This is a genomic window from Streptomyces sp. NPDC044002, assembly GCF_056434525.1.
In genome coordinates this window covers 113,062-127,837 of the sequence record NZ_JBWKEZ010000009.1, presented here as the reverse complement: position 1 = coordinate 127,837, position 14,776 = coordinate 113,062, and the positions used below count along the sequence as shown (strand labels likewise).

At 72.9% G+C, this 14,776-nt stretch carries 12 protein-coding genes; 1 reads left to right on the top strand and 11 read right to left on the bottom strand.

Going from position 1 to position 14,776, the window contains the following annotated elements:
* Nucleotides 1-107 precede the first annotated feature (107 nt).
* The 7 genes from leuE to afsR form a co-directional block, all read right to left on the bottom strand.
* Nucleotides 108-770: a leucine efflux protein LeuE gene (leuE, locus tag AC07A6_RS09905; protein ID WP_478776739.1), complete on the bottom strand. Its 663-nt coding sequence runs from the start codon at nucleotides 768-770 to the stop codon at nucleotides 108-110.
* Nucleotides 771-795: 25 nt separating this feature from the next.
* Entirely contained in the window at nucleotides 796-1,740 is a 945-nt protein-coding gene (locus tag AC07A6_RS09900; RefSeq protein WP_478776738.1) for a B12-binding domain-containing radical SAM protein, read from the bottom strand.
* Nucleotides 1,741-1,754: 14 nt separating this feature from the next.
* Entirely contained in the window at nucleotides 1,755-2,291 is a 537-nt protein-coding gene (locus AC07A6_RS09895; protein ID WP_478776737.1) for a cobalamin-dependent protein, read from the bottom strand.
* A gap of 179 nt (nucleotides 2,292-2,470) precedes the next feature.
* Nucleotides 2,471-2,794, bottom strand: coding sequence for a hypothetical protein (locus tag AC07A6_RS09890; RefSeq protein WP_478776736.1), 324 nt, complete (start codon nucleotides 2,792-2,794; stop codon nucleotides 2,471-2,473).
* Nucleotides 2,791-3,132, bottom strand: a complete 342-nt coding sequence (locus AC07A6_RS09885; protein WP_362474846.1) for a DUF6247 family protein — start codon at nucleotides 3,130-3,132, stop codon at nucleotides 2,791-2,793. Before AC07A6_RS09885 ends, AC07A6_RS09890 begins: the two co-directional genes overlap by 4 nt.
* Nucleotides 3,129-3,407, bottom strand: a complete 279-nt coding sequence (locus AC07A6_RS09880; protein WP_386275804.1) for a hypothetical protein — start codon at nucleotides 3,405-3,407, stop codon at nucleotides 3,129-3,131. Before AC07A6_RS09880 ends, AC07A6_RS09885 begins: the two co-directional genes overlap by 4 nt.
* A 130-nt stretch (nucleotides 3,408-3,537) precedes the next feature.
* Nucleotides 3,538-6,840: an SARP-family global regulator AfsR gene (gene afsR, locus AC07A6_RS09875; RefSeq protein ID WP_478776735.1), complete on the bottom strand. Its 3,303-nt coding sequence runs from the start codon at nucleotides 6,838-6,840 to the stop codon at nucleotides 3,538-3,540.
* On the opposite strand from afsR, the gene AC07A6_RS09870 reads away from it, so the two are divergent.
* Nucleotides 6,839-7,039, top strand: a complete 201-nt coding sequence (locus tag AC07A6_RS09870) for a hypothetical protein (protein ID WP_362457484.1) — start codon at nucleotides 6,839-6,841, stop codon at nucleotides 7,037-7,039. The two genes, afsR and AC07A6_RS09870, sit on opposite strands and share 2 nt — an antisense overlap.
* A gap of 77 nt (nucleotides 7,040-7,116) precedes the next feature.
* Here AC07A6_RS09870 and AC07A6_RS09865 read toward each other — a convergent pair whose 3' ends face one another.
* The 4 genes from AC07A6_RS09865 to AC07A6_RS09850 all read right to left on the bottom strand — a co-directional run bounded on the left by AC07A6_RS09865 (nucleotide 7,117) and on the right by AC07A6_RS09850 (nucleotide 14,761).
* On the bottom strand, nucleotides 7,117-7,458 hold the full coding sequence (locus tag AC07A6_RS09865) for a hypothetical protein (protein ID WP_478776783.1): 342 nt from the start codon (nucleotides 7,456-7,458) through the stop codon (nucleotides 7,117-7,119).
* A gap of 161 nt (nucleotides 7,459-7,619) precedes the next feature.
* A complete protein-coding gene (locus AC07A6_RS09860) occupies nucleotides 7,620-8,051 on the bottom strand; it encodes an XRE family transcriptional regulator (RefSeq protein ID WP_478776734.1) in 432 nt (143 codons plus the stop codon).
* Nucleotides 8,052-8,744: 693 nt separating this feature from the next.
* Nucleotides 8,745-9,440, bottom strand: coding sequence for an RES family NAD+ phosphorylase (locus tag AC07A6_RS09855; protein WP_362457475.1), 696 nt, complete (start codon nucleotides 9,438-9,440; stop codon nucleotides 8,745-8,747).
* A gap of 404 nt (nucleotides 9,441-9,844) precedes the next feature.
* A complete protein-coding gene (locus tag AC07A6_RS09850; protein WP_478776733.1) occupies nucleotides 9,845-14,761 on the bottom strand; it encodes a hypothetical protein in 4,917 nt (1,638 codons plus the stop codon).
* Nucleotides 14,762-14,776: the final 15 nt, after the last annotated feature.

The following is a 14,776-nucleotide window of genomic DNA, read 5'->3' as shown; positions in this document are numbered from 1 at the left end:
AGAAAGAGGCACCTCTTCCCCCCCCACCCCCCTCTCCGGCTCGGGGTCCCCCACCCCTTTTGCCCCCCCACCCCCCCCCCCCCCCCGGGGCGGGGCAGCGGCCGCGCTCAGTTGCCCGTCGTGGCCAGTTTCGCCGCGAAACCGAGGAACAGTGCTCCCGCCCCGGTCGTGAGGCCCGCCGACAGCTTCCGGCGGCGGCGGAACTGCGCGGCGAGGTACGTGCCGCTGAAGATCAGCACGGTGACGTACGCGATGCTGATGGCCTGGTAGACGACGGCCAGCAGCGCGAAGGACAGCCCCGGGTACGCGTACCCGGGATCGACGAACTGGACGAAGAACGACAGGAAGAACAAGATCGCCTTCGGGTTCAGCACGGTGATCAGCAGGGAGCGGCGGAACAGTCTGCCGTTCGCCCCCGGGTCGGCGTCGGCCGCCTCCGCGGCCGCCTCCGTGCTCTTGTCGTCACGGCGTCTCCACATCGCCCACGCCGCCCGGATCATGCCGACCGCGATCCAGGTCAGATAGCCGGCGCCCGCGTACTTCACCACGGCGAACACCAGCTCGTTGGCCTGGAGCAGCGAGGCCAGCCCGGCGGCCGTCGCCACCATCAGCAGGGTCTCGCCCAGGAACATCCCGGCCGCGGCGCGGTATCCGGCCCTGACCCCCAGCCGCGCGGCGACCGACAGCGTGAACAGGGAACTCGGCCCCGGCAGCAGAATGATCAGCAGCGCCCCCAAGGCATAGGTCAGCAGGTTCTGCACTCCCAGCATTCCGGCACCCCATCCTTCCCGGCGGCTATCCGACGTTGTTCCCCGTGCGCACGTTGTGCGCGCTCACCATCTCGTCGACCTCGCTGATCCGCTCCAGCGCGTACTTCTCGCTGATGTGCGTGAAGTTGTCCGCCCAGAACGCACCCAGCTCGTCGATGTCGAGCAGGTCCTGGTCGCCGAACCTGGCGGACATCTCCTCCCGGTCGTCCCGCGTCACGGTGACGCCGAGGGCGGTCAGGTAGTGGTCGATCTCCTCGCTGTTCTTGAAGAAGTTCGGCCGTTCGTAGTCGACCAGCAGATCCCACGCGGGACTGTTCGGCAACGGAATAAACCGGGAGAACTCCACCGAGGAGAGCTCGACTTCGCCCAGCATCTGCCGGATCCCGGCGATGGTGCGGTCCAGCGTCTCGGGCCGCTCTCCCGGAGCACCGGCGATGTACGAGGCGTGGACCGAGATGCCGGCCTTGTTCAGCATGCGGATGGCTTCGAGGTTGGTCTCGCCGGTCGTCTTGTTCTTCCTCTGGGCTTCGAGCATCTCGGGGTCGGCGGCGTCCAGCCCGATGTTGGCGCGGGTGACGCCCAGCCGCCGCAGCTTGTCGACGTTGTTGCGCTTGGTCAGCCCCAGGGCCCGCGCGTAGACCATGATCTGCAGCTCGCCGTCGTCGATGCGGCGCTTGAGGTGCGGCGGGGTGGAGTCGATGAGGGCGTCCACGTAGCGGGGGCTGGCCGTGAAGCTGTCGTAGACCTCGAAGAAGAGGTTGATGCCGTGCTCGCGGTTGTACTGGTCGATCGTCTTCCAGAAGCCGCGGGGATCGCCCGTGTTGACGGTCAGATCCGCGATGGAGCAGTAGGTGCAGCGCTTGTGGCCGTTCTCGCAGCCGCGCGCGTTGTTCACGGTCACCGGTCGCACCTGGTGGCCGTGGAGGTGGCCGAACTGGGCCCGGTAGTTCTCGGCGTAGACGTCGAGCACGTCGTCGATGAAGGTCAGGTCGGGGATCGTGTTGCGCAGGGAGAGCGCGTACTTCGGGGCCGGTTGACGCGGATCGCGCCGTCGTGCCGGTAGGCGACCGAGGAGACCTCGGACAAGGGGCGGCCGCCCTCGAGTAACGCGCGGATCAGTTCCACGAAGGGGATCTCGCCGCCGTCGTTGGCTATGACGTAGTCGATCTGCGGCCGGTTGCGGAGGATCATCTCGGGGAAGAAGATCGCGTGGTCGTCGCCGAGGACGACCCGGGCACCGCACGCCTTGGCCGTTTCGGCGATCTTCAGGGCCTCGGAGTAGGTCGGTGTCAGCGCGCTGATGCCGACGACATCGGGCGCGAAGTCCCGGACGGCGCGCTGGACGGTCTCGGTGTTGCCGATGCCGCCGTCGACTACCCGGATCTCGACGCGGTCACCCAGTGCTTCTCGTGTTGCCGTGGCGAGCTGGACGATGCCGATGTGCGGGTAGCAGGCGTAGTTCGAGGCGTTCCGGTTGTCCGTGGGGTTGGGGGCGTTCGCGAGCAGGAGCTTCAGCGTCATTCCATCACCTGTGCGGGGGGAGCGAAGCGGAACGGACGGCCGGCGGAGGCACGTCCGTACGGATCATGAACATTCGCACAGGGGATATACGTGTACCAGGCATCAACCGGCCACCGGGGTGTGGAAACCGGACATCCTGATTCCGTTCGGGAGGCGGGGCGGTGCCCGTTGCCGTGCGGCTACTGCCAGAAGACCTCTTCCACGACGATCTGGGGGTCGGCGGTGCGCCGGAGGAAGGTGTAGTGGATCCATCCCCGCCCGTGGTCGAAGTGGCAGACGTGCAGTCCACTCGGCACGGTCGAGAGGAGCGGGGTGATTCTGCAGCCCTCGGGGAGATCCGGGAGGCTGTCGATACCTCGGAAGTAGGGGTCCTCGACCGTGACCAGCTCGGCACGGACGGCGTCGATCAGATCGCGTACCAGCTTGGGCAGGGAGTCGCGGGCGGCGCGGGCCGTGTCGACCCAGTCCATCTGCCAGGGCGGCCCCATGAACGCACCGCTCACTGGCCGGGCTCCGCCTTGCCCGCCTCACGCCGCAGGTGCGCTGCCTGGGTCAGTAGCTGCTTGGCTTCGCCGCTGCTCGTCGTTTCGCCGGCGCGGGCTTCCAGATCATGCACTGTCCGGGACAGTTCGGGATTCCGGGCGAGCGCGAACTCGGTCCACCATTGCGCCATGAAGGCGGGAACGGGGGCCAAGTCGTACGCGTCCGCGATGGCCCACTTCCAGTGGGCGTCGAAGTCGGGCAGCAGTGCCGGTGCGTGCTCGGCGATGGCCGCGCGCAGGGCCTTCGGGTTCCGTTCGGGCATGGGGGGGATGCCGGACGGTCTGGCGGCGGTGGTCATGCCGCCACCTCCTCGTCCAGGGCCTGGCCGGCGGCCTGCTGCTCGGTTTTGGCCCGGTAGGCGAGGGCGAGGTTCGAGACGTGCTGAGGTGTGACGTCCAGGTGCCGGGCGACGGCGGAGTTACCGCCTCGGCCGAGCTCTACGGCGATGCGCCCGGCGGCCTCCGCGAACGCCTGCTTCGCGCCGGTGACGGCTGCCTGCAGCCGGTCGAGCTCGCGACGCTGCGCGGGTGTGAGCTCGGCCTGCCGGGCACGGGAGCCTGGTGTGTCACTCATGGATGGAGTGTGCACCCCAGCGCGTCTTAATTGCAATTGTCCGTTGTCATTAGAGGGAGATCGGTTTGGCTGGCAAGCTGGCGAACGCGCAGGTCAAGTCGGGTCCGGGCCGCGTTTGACACCCGAGGGGTCAGACCGCGAAGGGGACCGTCCGCCCGAGTAGGTGCCGTACCGGTTCCGCTTCGGGGACTCCGAGGGGCTCGAAGATGTCGAGTGCTTCCAGCCAGCAGGTCCGGGCCCGGTCCGGCTGGCCGAGGAGCTGGAGTGCCCTGCCCAGGACCACGAGGGTGGTGGCCCGGCGCCACTCGCCGCCGATGCCGCGCAGGGCCAGTGCCTGTTCGGCGTGGGCGGCGGCCTTGGCGGGGCGGTGGGCGGCGAGGTGGGCTTCGGCGAGGCGGAAGTGGGTGACGCCCTCCCAGAGGCGCTGCCGGTTGTCGTGGAAGAGGGACAGGGCCTCGCCGAGCTGGTCCAGGGCCTCGGGGAGCCGGCCGGCTCGGGTGAGGGCGATGCCGAGGGCGTAGCGGCCGTTGGCCAGGCGCAGGGTCAGGCCCATCCGGTCGTAGAGGGCGATGCCCTGCCGGGCCAGGTCGATGGCGCTGTCCAGGCGGCCCAGGCTGACGTGGATGCGGGAGAGGTTGCACAGGGCGCTGGCCTCGCCGGCCTGGTCGCCGACCCGCCGGAAGTTGTCCAGCGCTTCGATCAGGTGGCGCTCGCCGTCCTCGTGGCGGTTCTGGTAGAGGGCGATGACGCCGAGGTCGTTGGGGGCCCAGCAGCCGGTCAGGGGATCGTCCGCCCGGCGGGCCAGGTCCAGGGCGCGGTGCGCCTCGGTGTCGGCCTCGGCGAACCGGCCCGCGATCAGGTGGACGCCCGCGAGGGTGGTGCGGGCGCGGCCCTCGGCGTGCGGGTCCTGTGCTGCGTGTGCCGCATCGCGCAGCACCAGTGCAGCCGATTCGTACTGCTTGGAGTTGGCGCCGGACTCGGCGAGGTCCTTGGCCGCCCACAGCAGGTCCACGGCCCGGCGCAGGGCCTTGGGCCGGCCGGCGGACTGCCGTGCGCAGGCGAGCAGCGGGTCGGCCTCGCCGTACAGCCAGTCCAGGGCGGTACGCGGGTCGGAGAGGACCAGGCCGGGGTGGCGGGTGGGGCTGAGGTGGGCGGGGAGCCGGTCGCCGGGGCGTTCGACGGCGTACACGCGGGCGGCGGTGGCGAGGTAGAAGTCGAGGAGCCGGTCGAGGGCGTCGGCGCGGCCTGCGGGCTGCTCGTCGCGGTCGGCGCACGCACGCGCGTAGAGCCGTACGAGGTCGTGGAAGCGGTAGCGGCCGGGGGCGGCGGATTCCAGCAGGGAGCAGTCGACCAAGGCCTCCAGGAGGTCTTCGGTGTCGTGCTCGGGGAGGTCGAGGACGGCGGCCGCGGCGGCGAGGGAGACGTCGGGGCCGTCGGCGAGGCCGAGGAGGCGGAAGGCGCGCTGCTGGGCGGGTTCGAGCTGGCCGTAGCCGAGTTCGAAGGTGGCCTTGACGGCGAGGTCGCCGGCCTGGAGTTCGTCGAGGCGGCGGCGTTCGTCGGCGAGTTTGGCGGCGAGGACGGAGACGGTCCAGGTGCGGCGGGCGGCGAGCCGGGAGGCGGCGATGCGGATGGCCAGCGGCAGGAAGCCGCAGGCGCCGACGACGTCGAGGGCGGCCTGCCGCTCGGCGCCGACCCGCTCGGCGCCGACGATCCGGGTGAACAGTTCCAGGGCCTCCTCGGGGCTCATCACGCCGAGGTCGACGAGGTGGGCCTCGTGGAGGGCCGTCATGCGGACCCTGCTGGTGATCAGCGCCGCGCAGCCCGGAGCACCCGGCAGGAGGGGGCGGACCTGGGCGGCGTCGCGGGCGTTGTCGAGCAGGACCAGGACGCGGCGGCCGTCGAGCGTGGAGCGGTAGAGCGCGGCCCGCTCGGCGGGGGAGTCGGGGATCACGGCATTGGGGGTGCCGAGGGCCCGCAGGAAGGCGCCGAGGACTGCTGTCGGCTCTGCGGGGCGGGATCCGGCGCCCTGGAGGTCGACGTAGAGCTGACCGTCGGGGAAGTGCGGCCGGGCGGCATGGGCGACGTGCACGGCGAGGGTGGTCTTGCCGACGCCGCCGATGCCGGCCAGCGCGGAGACGGCCACGACCTGGCTTTCGCCGCTGACGAGGATGTCGCGGAGTTCCTGGACGCGGTCCGCGGCCCCCGTGAAGTCGGGCACGGCCCCCGGGAGTTGCGCGGGTCTGACTTGAATGGATGGTGGGGCGGAGTGTTCGGAGTGTTCGGTGTGGGCGAGTTCGGCGTCGGCGTTGAGGATCCGCTGCTGGAGTGCGGACAGCTCGGGGCGCGGGTCGACGCCGAGTTCGTCGGCGAGGAGCCGGCGGGTGTCCGCGTACACCGCGAGGGCCTCGGCCTGGCGGCCGCTGCGGTAGAGGGCGAGCATCAGCAGCTCGCGCAGCCGCTCCTGGAGGGGGTGCGCGGCGGTGAGGGCGGTGAGCTCGGAGACGGCCTCGGCGTGCTGGCCGACTTCGAGGTCGAGGTCGAGGCGGGTCTCCAGCAGCTGGAGCCGCCACTCGGACAGACGGGTGCGCTCGGTCTCGGCGTACGGGCCCGGGATTCCGGCGAGGGGCTCGCCGTTCCACAGCTCCAGGGCGCGGGCCAGCAGGTTGCGGGCTTGGGTGCGGTCGCCGGCGGCGCGGGCCTTGTCGGCGCCGGCGGCGAGTGTGCGGGCGAGACCGAGGTCGAGGACTTCGGGGCGGGGCAGCCGGATGGCGTAGCCGCCGGCGTCACTGACCAGCAGGTCGGGGGTGAACCTCTTGCGGAGCCGGGAGACGTAGGTCCGGACGACGGCCAGGGCTTGCGACGGAGGGGCATCGCCCCAGATGGCGTCGATCAGCTCGGGCGTGGTGGCGGTGCGGCCGTCGCGCAGCAGCAGCGCGGCGAGCAGGGCGCGCTGCTGGGGGCTGCCGGAGGCCAGTGCCTCGCCGTCGCGCCAGGCGCGGACCGGGCCGAGGACCGAGAACCTCACCCCGGACTTGTCAGACCCGTCGGACGGGTCTGACTCGATTGCCTCTGTCGTCACTTCGTTCTCACCCCCCGGAACGACGCCCACGGCGTATGCAGGATGTACAGCGAACGTATATCTCCAGCGGCCATGCTGGTTCGACCGACGTCTGGACCAGACTGCCCAGTCCGGTTTGCTGTGCGTCCGTGAAGGTACCCCGGGATGGCTTCCCGGGGTCCTTGGCGTATTCGGATTTTCCCCAACTCTATTGCAGCGGGCCCGCTTTGGGCTACCGTCGAAGCGTCGTCGCGCTGCAGAAGGTGCCGAGGACCCTCTAGCCAAGGGCTCCGTCGACGCGTCTCTCCCGCCGTGCGCCGACGCACACCCGGACTGGGCAATCAAGTCGGACGTGAGGAGAGTGCGCACTGTCATGCACTTAACGACTTCATCGGTGGGACTGGTGGCCGGCGTGATCATCACGCTGGCCTACTTCGTGCTGGTCGGATACGTGGTCAGGTCGCTGCGGGGTACCCGTCGGGTCCCCACGGTGATCCTGGCCGTCTCGGGGCTGGTCGGAGCACTGCCGGCCATCCTCTACGCGCTGTACCGCGCCCTCAACGTGATCGCCTGAGTTTCCCGGGCTTTCACGTGTCGTCAGCGACCCGGGGGCTGCCGCACGCACGTCGCGTGCGGTGGCCCCCGGGGCGGTCAGTGCAGGGCGGAGCGTTCGTCCACGTAGTGGGGCGGGGGGCCCAGGAAGAGGCCGGCCGGGAGTGGGTCGTGGCCGTGGGCGTGGGCGATGTTGAGGGTGTCGAGGCGGTAGGTCCAGCTGCCGTCGCAGGGGTTCGCGAAGCGGTGGTTGATCTGCCATCGGACCCATTCGCCGCGGGCGAGGCGGACTGCCGGAGGGCGTCGCCATCTGCGCGGCATGCCGAAGGGGGTGCCGGTGGGCAGGACCCGGAGCAGGCCGTCGTGTTCCTGGAGGAGTACGTCGGGGGCCGGGCCTTCGGGCGTTTCGAAGCGGGGCCGGAAGCCGTCGGTTTCGTGCATGAGCACGCCGTGGACGAAGGGCGGGGTCCGCGGTGGCAGGGGGAAGGCCGTGGGGGCCTGGTTCCTGAGGGCGGCGGCGGGGCCGCCGCGGGACCGCTTCGTCCATGACGTGCGGACCCACTGCACCACCGTTCCCGTCGCTTCGGCCGGCACCGGCGCGCTCAGCCGCCGTCGACGTACGCGCGGGCCGCCACCATCACGTCGCGCCGCCTGCCGTCGGCGATGCACTGGGCCGGCGCCTCGTCCTCCAGCTGCGGGTTCATGCCGATCATCCAGGCGCGGGCCGTGTGGAGGGTTTCCGCGTCGTGGATGAGCTGGAAGACCTGGAGTGCGGCGCGCAGGCGCTCCTCGGCCTCGGGGCGCGGTTCGGCGGCGCCCGAGGCCCACTTGCCGACCTGCTTGGGGTCGTTGATGTTGGCGATCCGCGCGGTCAGGCGTTGCCCCAGGTTCTCCTGGAGGAAGCGGGCGATCTCGCTGATGCCCATGCGTACGGAGGCCGCGTGGGCCCGCTCGGCGCTGGCGACGCTCTTCGCGACGGGGGCGGCGACGGCGACGGCGACGGCGACAGGGGACGTGGTGGTGTCAGAAGGCATGATCGGGTCTCCCTCGTTGCCCTGACTGCGCGCCCGTTCGGCGGCGGGTCGCGTGCTCAGGCGACGGGTGTAGGTGTGTGCGCCCGCGGGATCCGGCTGTCGCGTGCTGCCGTGAGGGCGGCACGGAGGGGACGCTCGGTTCCGGCGAGCTGCGAACGCTTCTTGCTGTGGTCCCGGCCCGCCGGGAAGCGTCTACCAGGGCGGGCGGAGTGGGCCGGCCGGCTAGCGGTCGGCGTTCACCATCGATGTATTCCGGTCCACGGGGATCCGGCACATGGGTGACTGCGGCGGCGGAGGATGCTCGCAAGCGTGACGCTCGTGTCGGGCGGTGGTGCCATGGGCGGCGACGCGAGCCCGATGCGTAAGGGCGCCTTGACGGCGCAACCGGTGTCACTCATGAGATCCCCCACATGCTCCAAGTCGGTCGGTGTACTGGCTACGTTACCCATTATCACCTCCCAACTCCACCTCTTCGGCAGAATCCGTCGCGTTGTCGACATGCCGTCAACTTGCGGGTTTCGGCGTCGACTTGGCCCATGACCTGGGGTGATGTCCACCAGCCCGGGGAGGGCCGGTGGACAGGGGGAGGAGGAAAGCCGGGTTGATTTCGTCCTTTCGGACGATGCGGAAGCGGTTGTTCTCAGGTTGGTTTCACGGTCGGTTTGGCGGTGGGGTTTCCGGGGGAGTGGCCGGTCACAGCATCGTCAGCCCGTACTCCTCGGCCACCCGCAGCAGGGCGTCCGACTGGGGGAAGATGAAGGTGGACTCCTCCTGCGTCAGCTCCACGTCGTTGAACACGGCCCAGCACTGGCGCATGCCGAAGCGCGAGCGGTACGCGATGCCGTGGATGAGGCGCTCCTGCTGCCCGGGCCCGGTGCGCTGGGTGATGGCCCATGCCGAGATCTGCCGGGTGATGCGGCGGTTGAAGCCCTGGACGTGCTCCGTGGTGAGCCGCTCCACGCCCTGCTCCGCCAGCTTGTCCCTGAGCTCGCGCGAGAGCGTCGCGAGCGTCCGCTCGTCGTCCACGTCGAGGAAACGGGCGTCCCGGGGCGGCCGCAGACGGACCAGGATGTGGCTGGTGGTCCAGTCCCGGGGCATCTTCCCGGGAGTCATGAAGGCCGGCTCCGGCCAGTCGTCCGCGATGACCTCCCGCATGGCGGGGTGCACGCGGAAGGGGGCTAAGGCCTCGGCGAAGCAGCCGTCGTGCTCGGAGGCGCAGTAGAGGGTGCCGTAACTGACCAGGCTCCAGCGGTTCCCGCCCGTCCGTGCGTGGTCCTCCTGGCTGATCGTCTCGTACTTGACCGGCTCCTTGTGCTTCCCCAGGCGCCAGATGCCGTGCTCCGGCGCCGGGACGAGGGCGACGTCCAGCTGTGCGGTGTCCTGGCTCATACGGCCGCTCTCCTTGCTCCGGCCGCCCTCCATGGGTCGCGGGCCGGTGATGCTCATGGTTCTCCGGGCGGCCGGGCCCGCTGGACGCGGGCGGCCCGGCCGCCGGGAGAGCCGGTCTTCTGACGGTGTGGTGCACATGAGGGGGCTGGTGCTCGGGGTGGTGGTGCTCGGGGTGGTGGTGCTGGTGCTGTGCTCAGGAGCGGGTTCGCCCAGGAGCGGTTCCCTCGTGTGCGGGTGTGTTCATGTGAGGGGCAGTTCATGTTCGGATCGCGGCCGCCGGGCGGCGCACTGGTCCGTGACACGTGCCGAACGATCATTTTGGTGCTCGGGTACGACCGAAGCGACCGGGTTGCGGTGGCCGACGGGGGCGCACGAAGGAACACGGGGGGCGCATGGCGGGGTCGTCAGGCCCCACCCGCCCGGCACCGGGCCGGATCGACCTCCACCACGACGGCCCCGGCGTCCCCCGTCAGGGAGAGCACCACGCGCCCGCCGCCCGCCGCCGCCGGATGCGCGGAGATGCCGCGCACGGGGCTCCCCGCGGCCAGCAGCAGCCGGCACCGGCCCGTGACGGCGTCCCAGACGCGGACCGTCCCGTCGGCCGCGCCCGAGGCGACGAAGCTGCCGACGCCGTCCCCCGCGTTCCACACGGCCAGGGCGAGGACCGCGGCGGTGTGGCCGGTCAGCGGCCCGCCCAGCGGGCGGCGCTCGCGCAGGTCCCACAGCCGGACCGTGCCCGTGTCGCCGCCGCTGGCCAGCAGCGGCGGAAGCCCGCCGTCCGGGCAGGGGTTGAGCGCGACGGCGTGCAGCAGGCCCTGGTCGCAGCGCAGCGGCGCGCCCAGCTGGCCGTGTTCCGGGTCCCACAGCCGTACGGTGCCGTCCGAGCCTGCCGACGCGAACCAGTCCCGGCCCTCCGCTCCCTCCCCTCCCGCTGCGGCCGCCACGGCACGGACCCGCAGGTCGTGCCCGGTCCACGCGCCGAGCGGGCCCGCGCCGTCGAGGTCCCACAGCCGCACCGTCTCGTCGTCCCCGCCGCTCAGCAGCAGGTGCCGGCCGCCCGTGGCGGTGCAGGCGGCGAGGGCGCGGACGGGGAGGAAGTGCCCTTCGAGGACGTCCGGCAGGGCCCGACGGGTCTCCGCGTCCCAGAGCCGGATGCCGTGGTCGCCGTACCCGGCCGACACCAGGAGGCGCCCCTCCCGCCGCCGGGCCCACGCCAGCGCGGACGGCGGCCGGCCGGTGTCGATCCGCGCGACCGCGTCCCCCGTGCCGATGTCCCGTACGTCGATGTACGGGTGGCCGCCGCTGAGCGCGAACCACGACGGGCCGGCCGGTTCCCCCGGCCGGTCCGGCAGGAGCAGCGCCCCGCCCGTGGGGGCCGGCCCGGCCGGTGTCCGGGCGGTGTCGAGCGCGCGCTCCAGGACCTCCCGGGTCCACAGGCGCAGCGTGCCGTCGGCAGAGGCGGAGGCGAGCAGCTGCGAATCCGGCCCCGGGTCCCCGCCCGCCGCCGCCGTAGCCGTAGCCGTAGCCGCCGTATCCGCCGCCGTATCCGCGTCCGGGACCGCGACCGGGGCGAGGGCGGTCACGGCGGCGGTGTGCCCGCTCAGCAGCCCCGGCGGCTCCTTCGCGGCGGTGTCCCACCGGGATATGTCCCAGACGGCGATCTGGCTGCCGGCCCCGGCGGCGAGGAGGTGCCGTTCCCCCCGGCCCCCGAGGTCCCCCGGACCCCGCAGGGTGAGCGCGGCCAGGCCGGTGACCGGCCCGCCGGCGCCGGTGAGGGTGGCGAGCGGCCCGCCGGTGCCCCAGACGGTGACGCTCCCGTCCGCGTGGCCGGCCGCGACCGTCCCGGGCCGCGTGGTCGGCGCGAGCACCCGTACGTCGGCCGGGAACTCGAACCGGGCCACCTCCGCCCCGGCCTCCGGATCCCGGAACACCAGGTGCGCGTCGTCGGCGACCGCCAGCAGCGGCCGCCCGGGCGGGTCCTGAACCGCCGCCAGCGCCGTGGTCGTCGTACGCGGTGTGTCCCCGGACAGGGTGAACAGGTCCAGCGCGCCCATCCGCTCGTTCCACCAGACCACCACCCCGTTCCCGTCGACGCAGACCACCGCGAGTTCGTGTCCGGCGTCGCGGTACGCGCACACGTCGGCGATCCAGATCCCGCCGGACCCGTGGACCCGGTCGAGGAGCCGGCCCGTCGCGGGGTCCCACAGCCGCAGCGTGCCGTCCGTGCTGCCGGACACCAGCAGCGGCGGCTGGGCCGGGCGCGGCGCGAGCAGCAGCCGGCGTACGGACCCGTCGTGCGCGCCGATCGGCTCGCGGACGGCCGTGCCCTCGACGGCGTCGATCAGTTCGATGCGGCCCTCGTCGTCACCGGCCGCGAGCGCGGGCCGCCCGTCGGGTGCCGGTACCGCCGTCAGGGAGCGCACGGTGGTGCGGAGGGCGGCCAGCACGTTCACCGGCGGCGTCCACCGGGACCACAGCACCGCCAGCGGTGCCGCGTCCCCCGGCGTACGCGGGCGCGGGAGCCCGGGGTGGCGCAGCGCCGTGTGCGCCAGATGCAGGCTGGCCAGCCGCGAGGGGCGGTCGGCCCGGTGCAGGTACGGCTCCACCGCCGCCCACGCCTCCAGCCACAGCCGGCCCTCCCGGCCCCGGCCCGGCCCCAGCAGCCCGCGGACCGGGCTGCCGGTCAGCCACGGCAGCACCTCGGCCGGCACGTGCGCGTCGTCCAGGACGCCGCCGAGGCGGGCGTGGCGCGCGAGGTGCCGGCGTACGTACGGGTGCGGAGCGGTGGCGGTGGCCGTGGCGGCGTCGCCGGTGGCGTGCGGCACGGCCAGATCGGCGAGCGCCTCCGCGATGCGGGCGTGCACGGCGGCATCGGCGGCCCGGGCGGCGGCCCGGCGGGCCGTCTCGTCGGCGGCCTGGCCGCTGGCCCGGCCGGTGGTCTGGCCGATGGTCTCGTCGGTGGTCTGGCCGGCAGCCCGGTGGGCCGTCTCGTCAGCGGTCTGGTCGGTGGTCTGGCTGATGGTCTGGTCAGCCGTCTCGCCGGTGGTCTGGCGGGCCGTCTCGCCGGCGGTCTCGCCGGCGGTCTCGTCCGTGGTCTGGCCAGTGGTCTGGTCGGCTGCCCGGCCGGTAGGCCGGCCGGCAGTCGTGGCAGCGGTGTTATCGGCAGGGTCGTCCTGAGCGTCCGTCATCCCCATCCCCCCAACAGGCGCCCGGCCCCCCACGGGCCAGGCGCGCAGGACCGCGGCCAGCCGGTCGTGCGCCGGCCGGTACACCCGCTGGTCCTCTTCGACGTCACGGGTGAGATACCCAGCCAGACGCCCTTCCAGCAGTACCCGGATCTTGGCGTCGGCGTCCTCCACGGCACGGCCCGCGACGGCGGACGCCACGGCCGGCCACACCTCGCCCCAGGCGAGGCCCCGCCCCTGGGCGAAGGCCGTCGCGCGCAGCAGCGCCAGCGCCTCGTCCGCTCCCAGGCCGTCCTCCGCCGCCCGCACCAGATCGTCCTCCAGCAGCCCGGCCGTGCCCTCGCCCAGCCGTTCCAGCCAGTCGGCGTCCGCCAGCAGCCGGGGCCCCTCGGCGCGCAGTTGGTGCGCCGCCACGCGCGCGTCGAGGAAGGACCGCCCGGCCGCACCGGCCACCGTGCGCGACACCTCGGCCAGGTCCTGCCCCGCCCAGCCGCCCTCCCCGTCCAGGAGGGCCCGTACGTACCCCGCGACGTCCGCGCTCATGCCCGCGCCGTCGGTACGCAGCACGGCCGCCCCGGGGAACGCCTCCCGCAGCCGCCCCAGCAGGTCCGCGTCCTCGCCCTCGTCCTCCCCGTCGCCGTCCCCGTCGCTGCTGCGTACGGCGACGACCAGCCGCACCCCGCGCCGCACGGGCAGCGCCGCCCCGGCGGGGGCCGGGTGCGCGAGGTGCCCGGCCAGCGGCACCAGCACCTGGTGCACCAGCGCAGCCGGGTCGGTCGCCTCGTCGAGGGCGTCGACGACGACCGTCACCATCGGGCCGGGCGAGTCGAGGAACTTCCGCAGCCCCTGCTGCCAGCGGCTCAGGTGGTCCCTGCCCGAGGGGTCCGGGGCGGCGCCCAGCCGTTGCGCGATGACCTTCAGCAGCCCCAGCGGCTCCCGGTTGTGCGCGGTGACCGCGATGGTCACCGCGCCCTCGTCCGGGACGGTGTACGGCGGGCAGTGGCCGACGGCCGCCGCGTACAGGGCCGAGGCCCGGAACCGCGCGTCGCTCAAGGTCACCGCACGGCCGAGGATGGCGGACTTACCGCTCGCGGTGATGCCGGTGACGACCAGGACGCCGGGCGCGCCCGTCAGGAAGGAGGCCACCGCGGTGTTCAGCTCCCTGCGGCCGGAGAAGTACCAGCCGGGGTCGTCGGCTCCGGTGCGGCCGCTGGCCTTCTCCAGCCAGTAGCCCAGGTCCTCCAGGCTCGCCGCGACCTCCCGCCGGCTCTCCTCCACCGCGGTCTCCTCCGGCCGGTGGCCGGGGTTCGGCAGGGCCGCCGTGGGGACGTGCTGCCTGCCGACCGTGAGGGCGAGGCAGTGCACGGACGGCTTCCGGCCCTGTTCCCTGCCGATCGCCTGCGCCGCCTGGTACAGGGCGCGGCCGAACTCCTCCATCGTCAGGTGCGCGCGGGTGATCCCGCCGGCCGTGCGCAGCCACTCGTGGGCCCGCCGCAGGACGAGCGCGAACTCCCCCCCCATCACCCGCGACTTGGGTGCGGCGGTGGTCAGGACGTTCAGCGTGGCGTGCTCGGTGCGTGCGGTGTCCAGGCTCTCCACGAGCTCCAGCACCTCCGGGCGGACGGCGGCGGACTCGCACATGTTCACGATGACCAGGACGTCCCGGGCGTGCGAGTCGAGCGCGGCGATCACGATCTCGGTCGTACGCAACCCCGTGCCCAGGAGCCGGCCGGGATCGGTGCCGCTCAGCACCGCGAAGTGCCGGCCCGCGCCGCCGGTCAGGCCGTGGCCCGTCACGTACAGCACCACGGGGACGTCCGGCTCCCCTTCCCGGACACCGGCCGTCTCCAGGAAGCGCTCCACGTCATGACGGCTCGTCACCGGCCCGCCGGGCGCCACCCGTACGAAGCCGGGCCCCTCCGGCGGCCGGCGTTCCCACCACAGGGACACCGCCTCCAGCTGCGCGCCGACGGCCTGCCGCAGCGCCTCGGTCCCGTCCTCCATGGGCAGCACGTACACGGTTCCGGGGGACGGACCCGCCGCCTCCGCCTCCGCCTCCACCGCCTCCGGCAGGCCGGCCGCGACCGCCTCCTCCACGGCGTCGGCCAAGCCGATCTCGCCCCGCTCCCCGTCCACGGTCCCTATTCTTCA

Coding starts and splice junctions, on each gene's coding strand:
- AC07A6_RS09860 (WP_478776734.1), bottom strand. CDS start 8,051: ATGCCTTCTGACACCACCACGTCCCCTGTCGCCGTCGCCGTCGCCGTC.
- AC07A6_RS09865 (WP_478776783.1), bottom strand. CDS start 7,458: ATGCACGAAACCGACGGCTTCCGGCCCCGCTTCGAAACGCCCGAAGGC.
- afsR (WP_478776735.1), bottom strand. CDS start 6,840: ATGACAGTGCGCACTCTCCTCACGTCCGACTTGATTGCCCAGTCCGGG.
- AC07A6_RS09895 (WP_478776737.1), bottom strand. CDS start 2,291: ATGACGCTGAAGCTCCTGCTCGCGAACGCCCCCAACCCCACGGACAAC.
- leuE (WP_478776739.1), bottom strand. CDS start 770: ATGCTGGGAGTGCAGAACCTGCTGACCTATGCCTTGGGGGCGCTGCTG.
- AC07A6_RS09880 (WP_386275804.1), bottom strand. CDS start 3,407: ATGAGTGACACACCAGGCTCCCGTGCCCGGCAGGCCGAGCTCACACCC.
- AC07A6_RS09870 (WP_362457484.1), top strand. CDS start 6,839: ATGCACTTAACGACTTCATCGGTGGGACTGGTGGCCGGCGTGATCATC.
- AC07A6_RS09885 (WP_362474846.1), bottom strand. CDS start 3,132: ATGACCACCGCCGCCAGACCGTCCGGCATCCCCCCCATGCCCGAACGG.
- AC07A6_RS09855 (WP_362457475.1), bottom strand. CDS start 9,440: ATGAGCCAGGACACCGCACAGCTGGACGTCGCCCTCGTCCCGGCGCCG.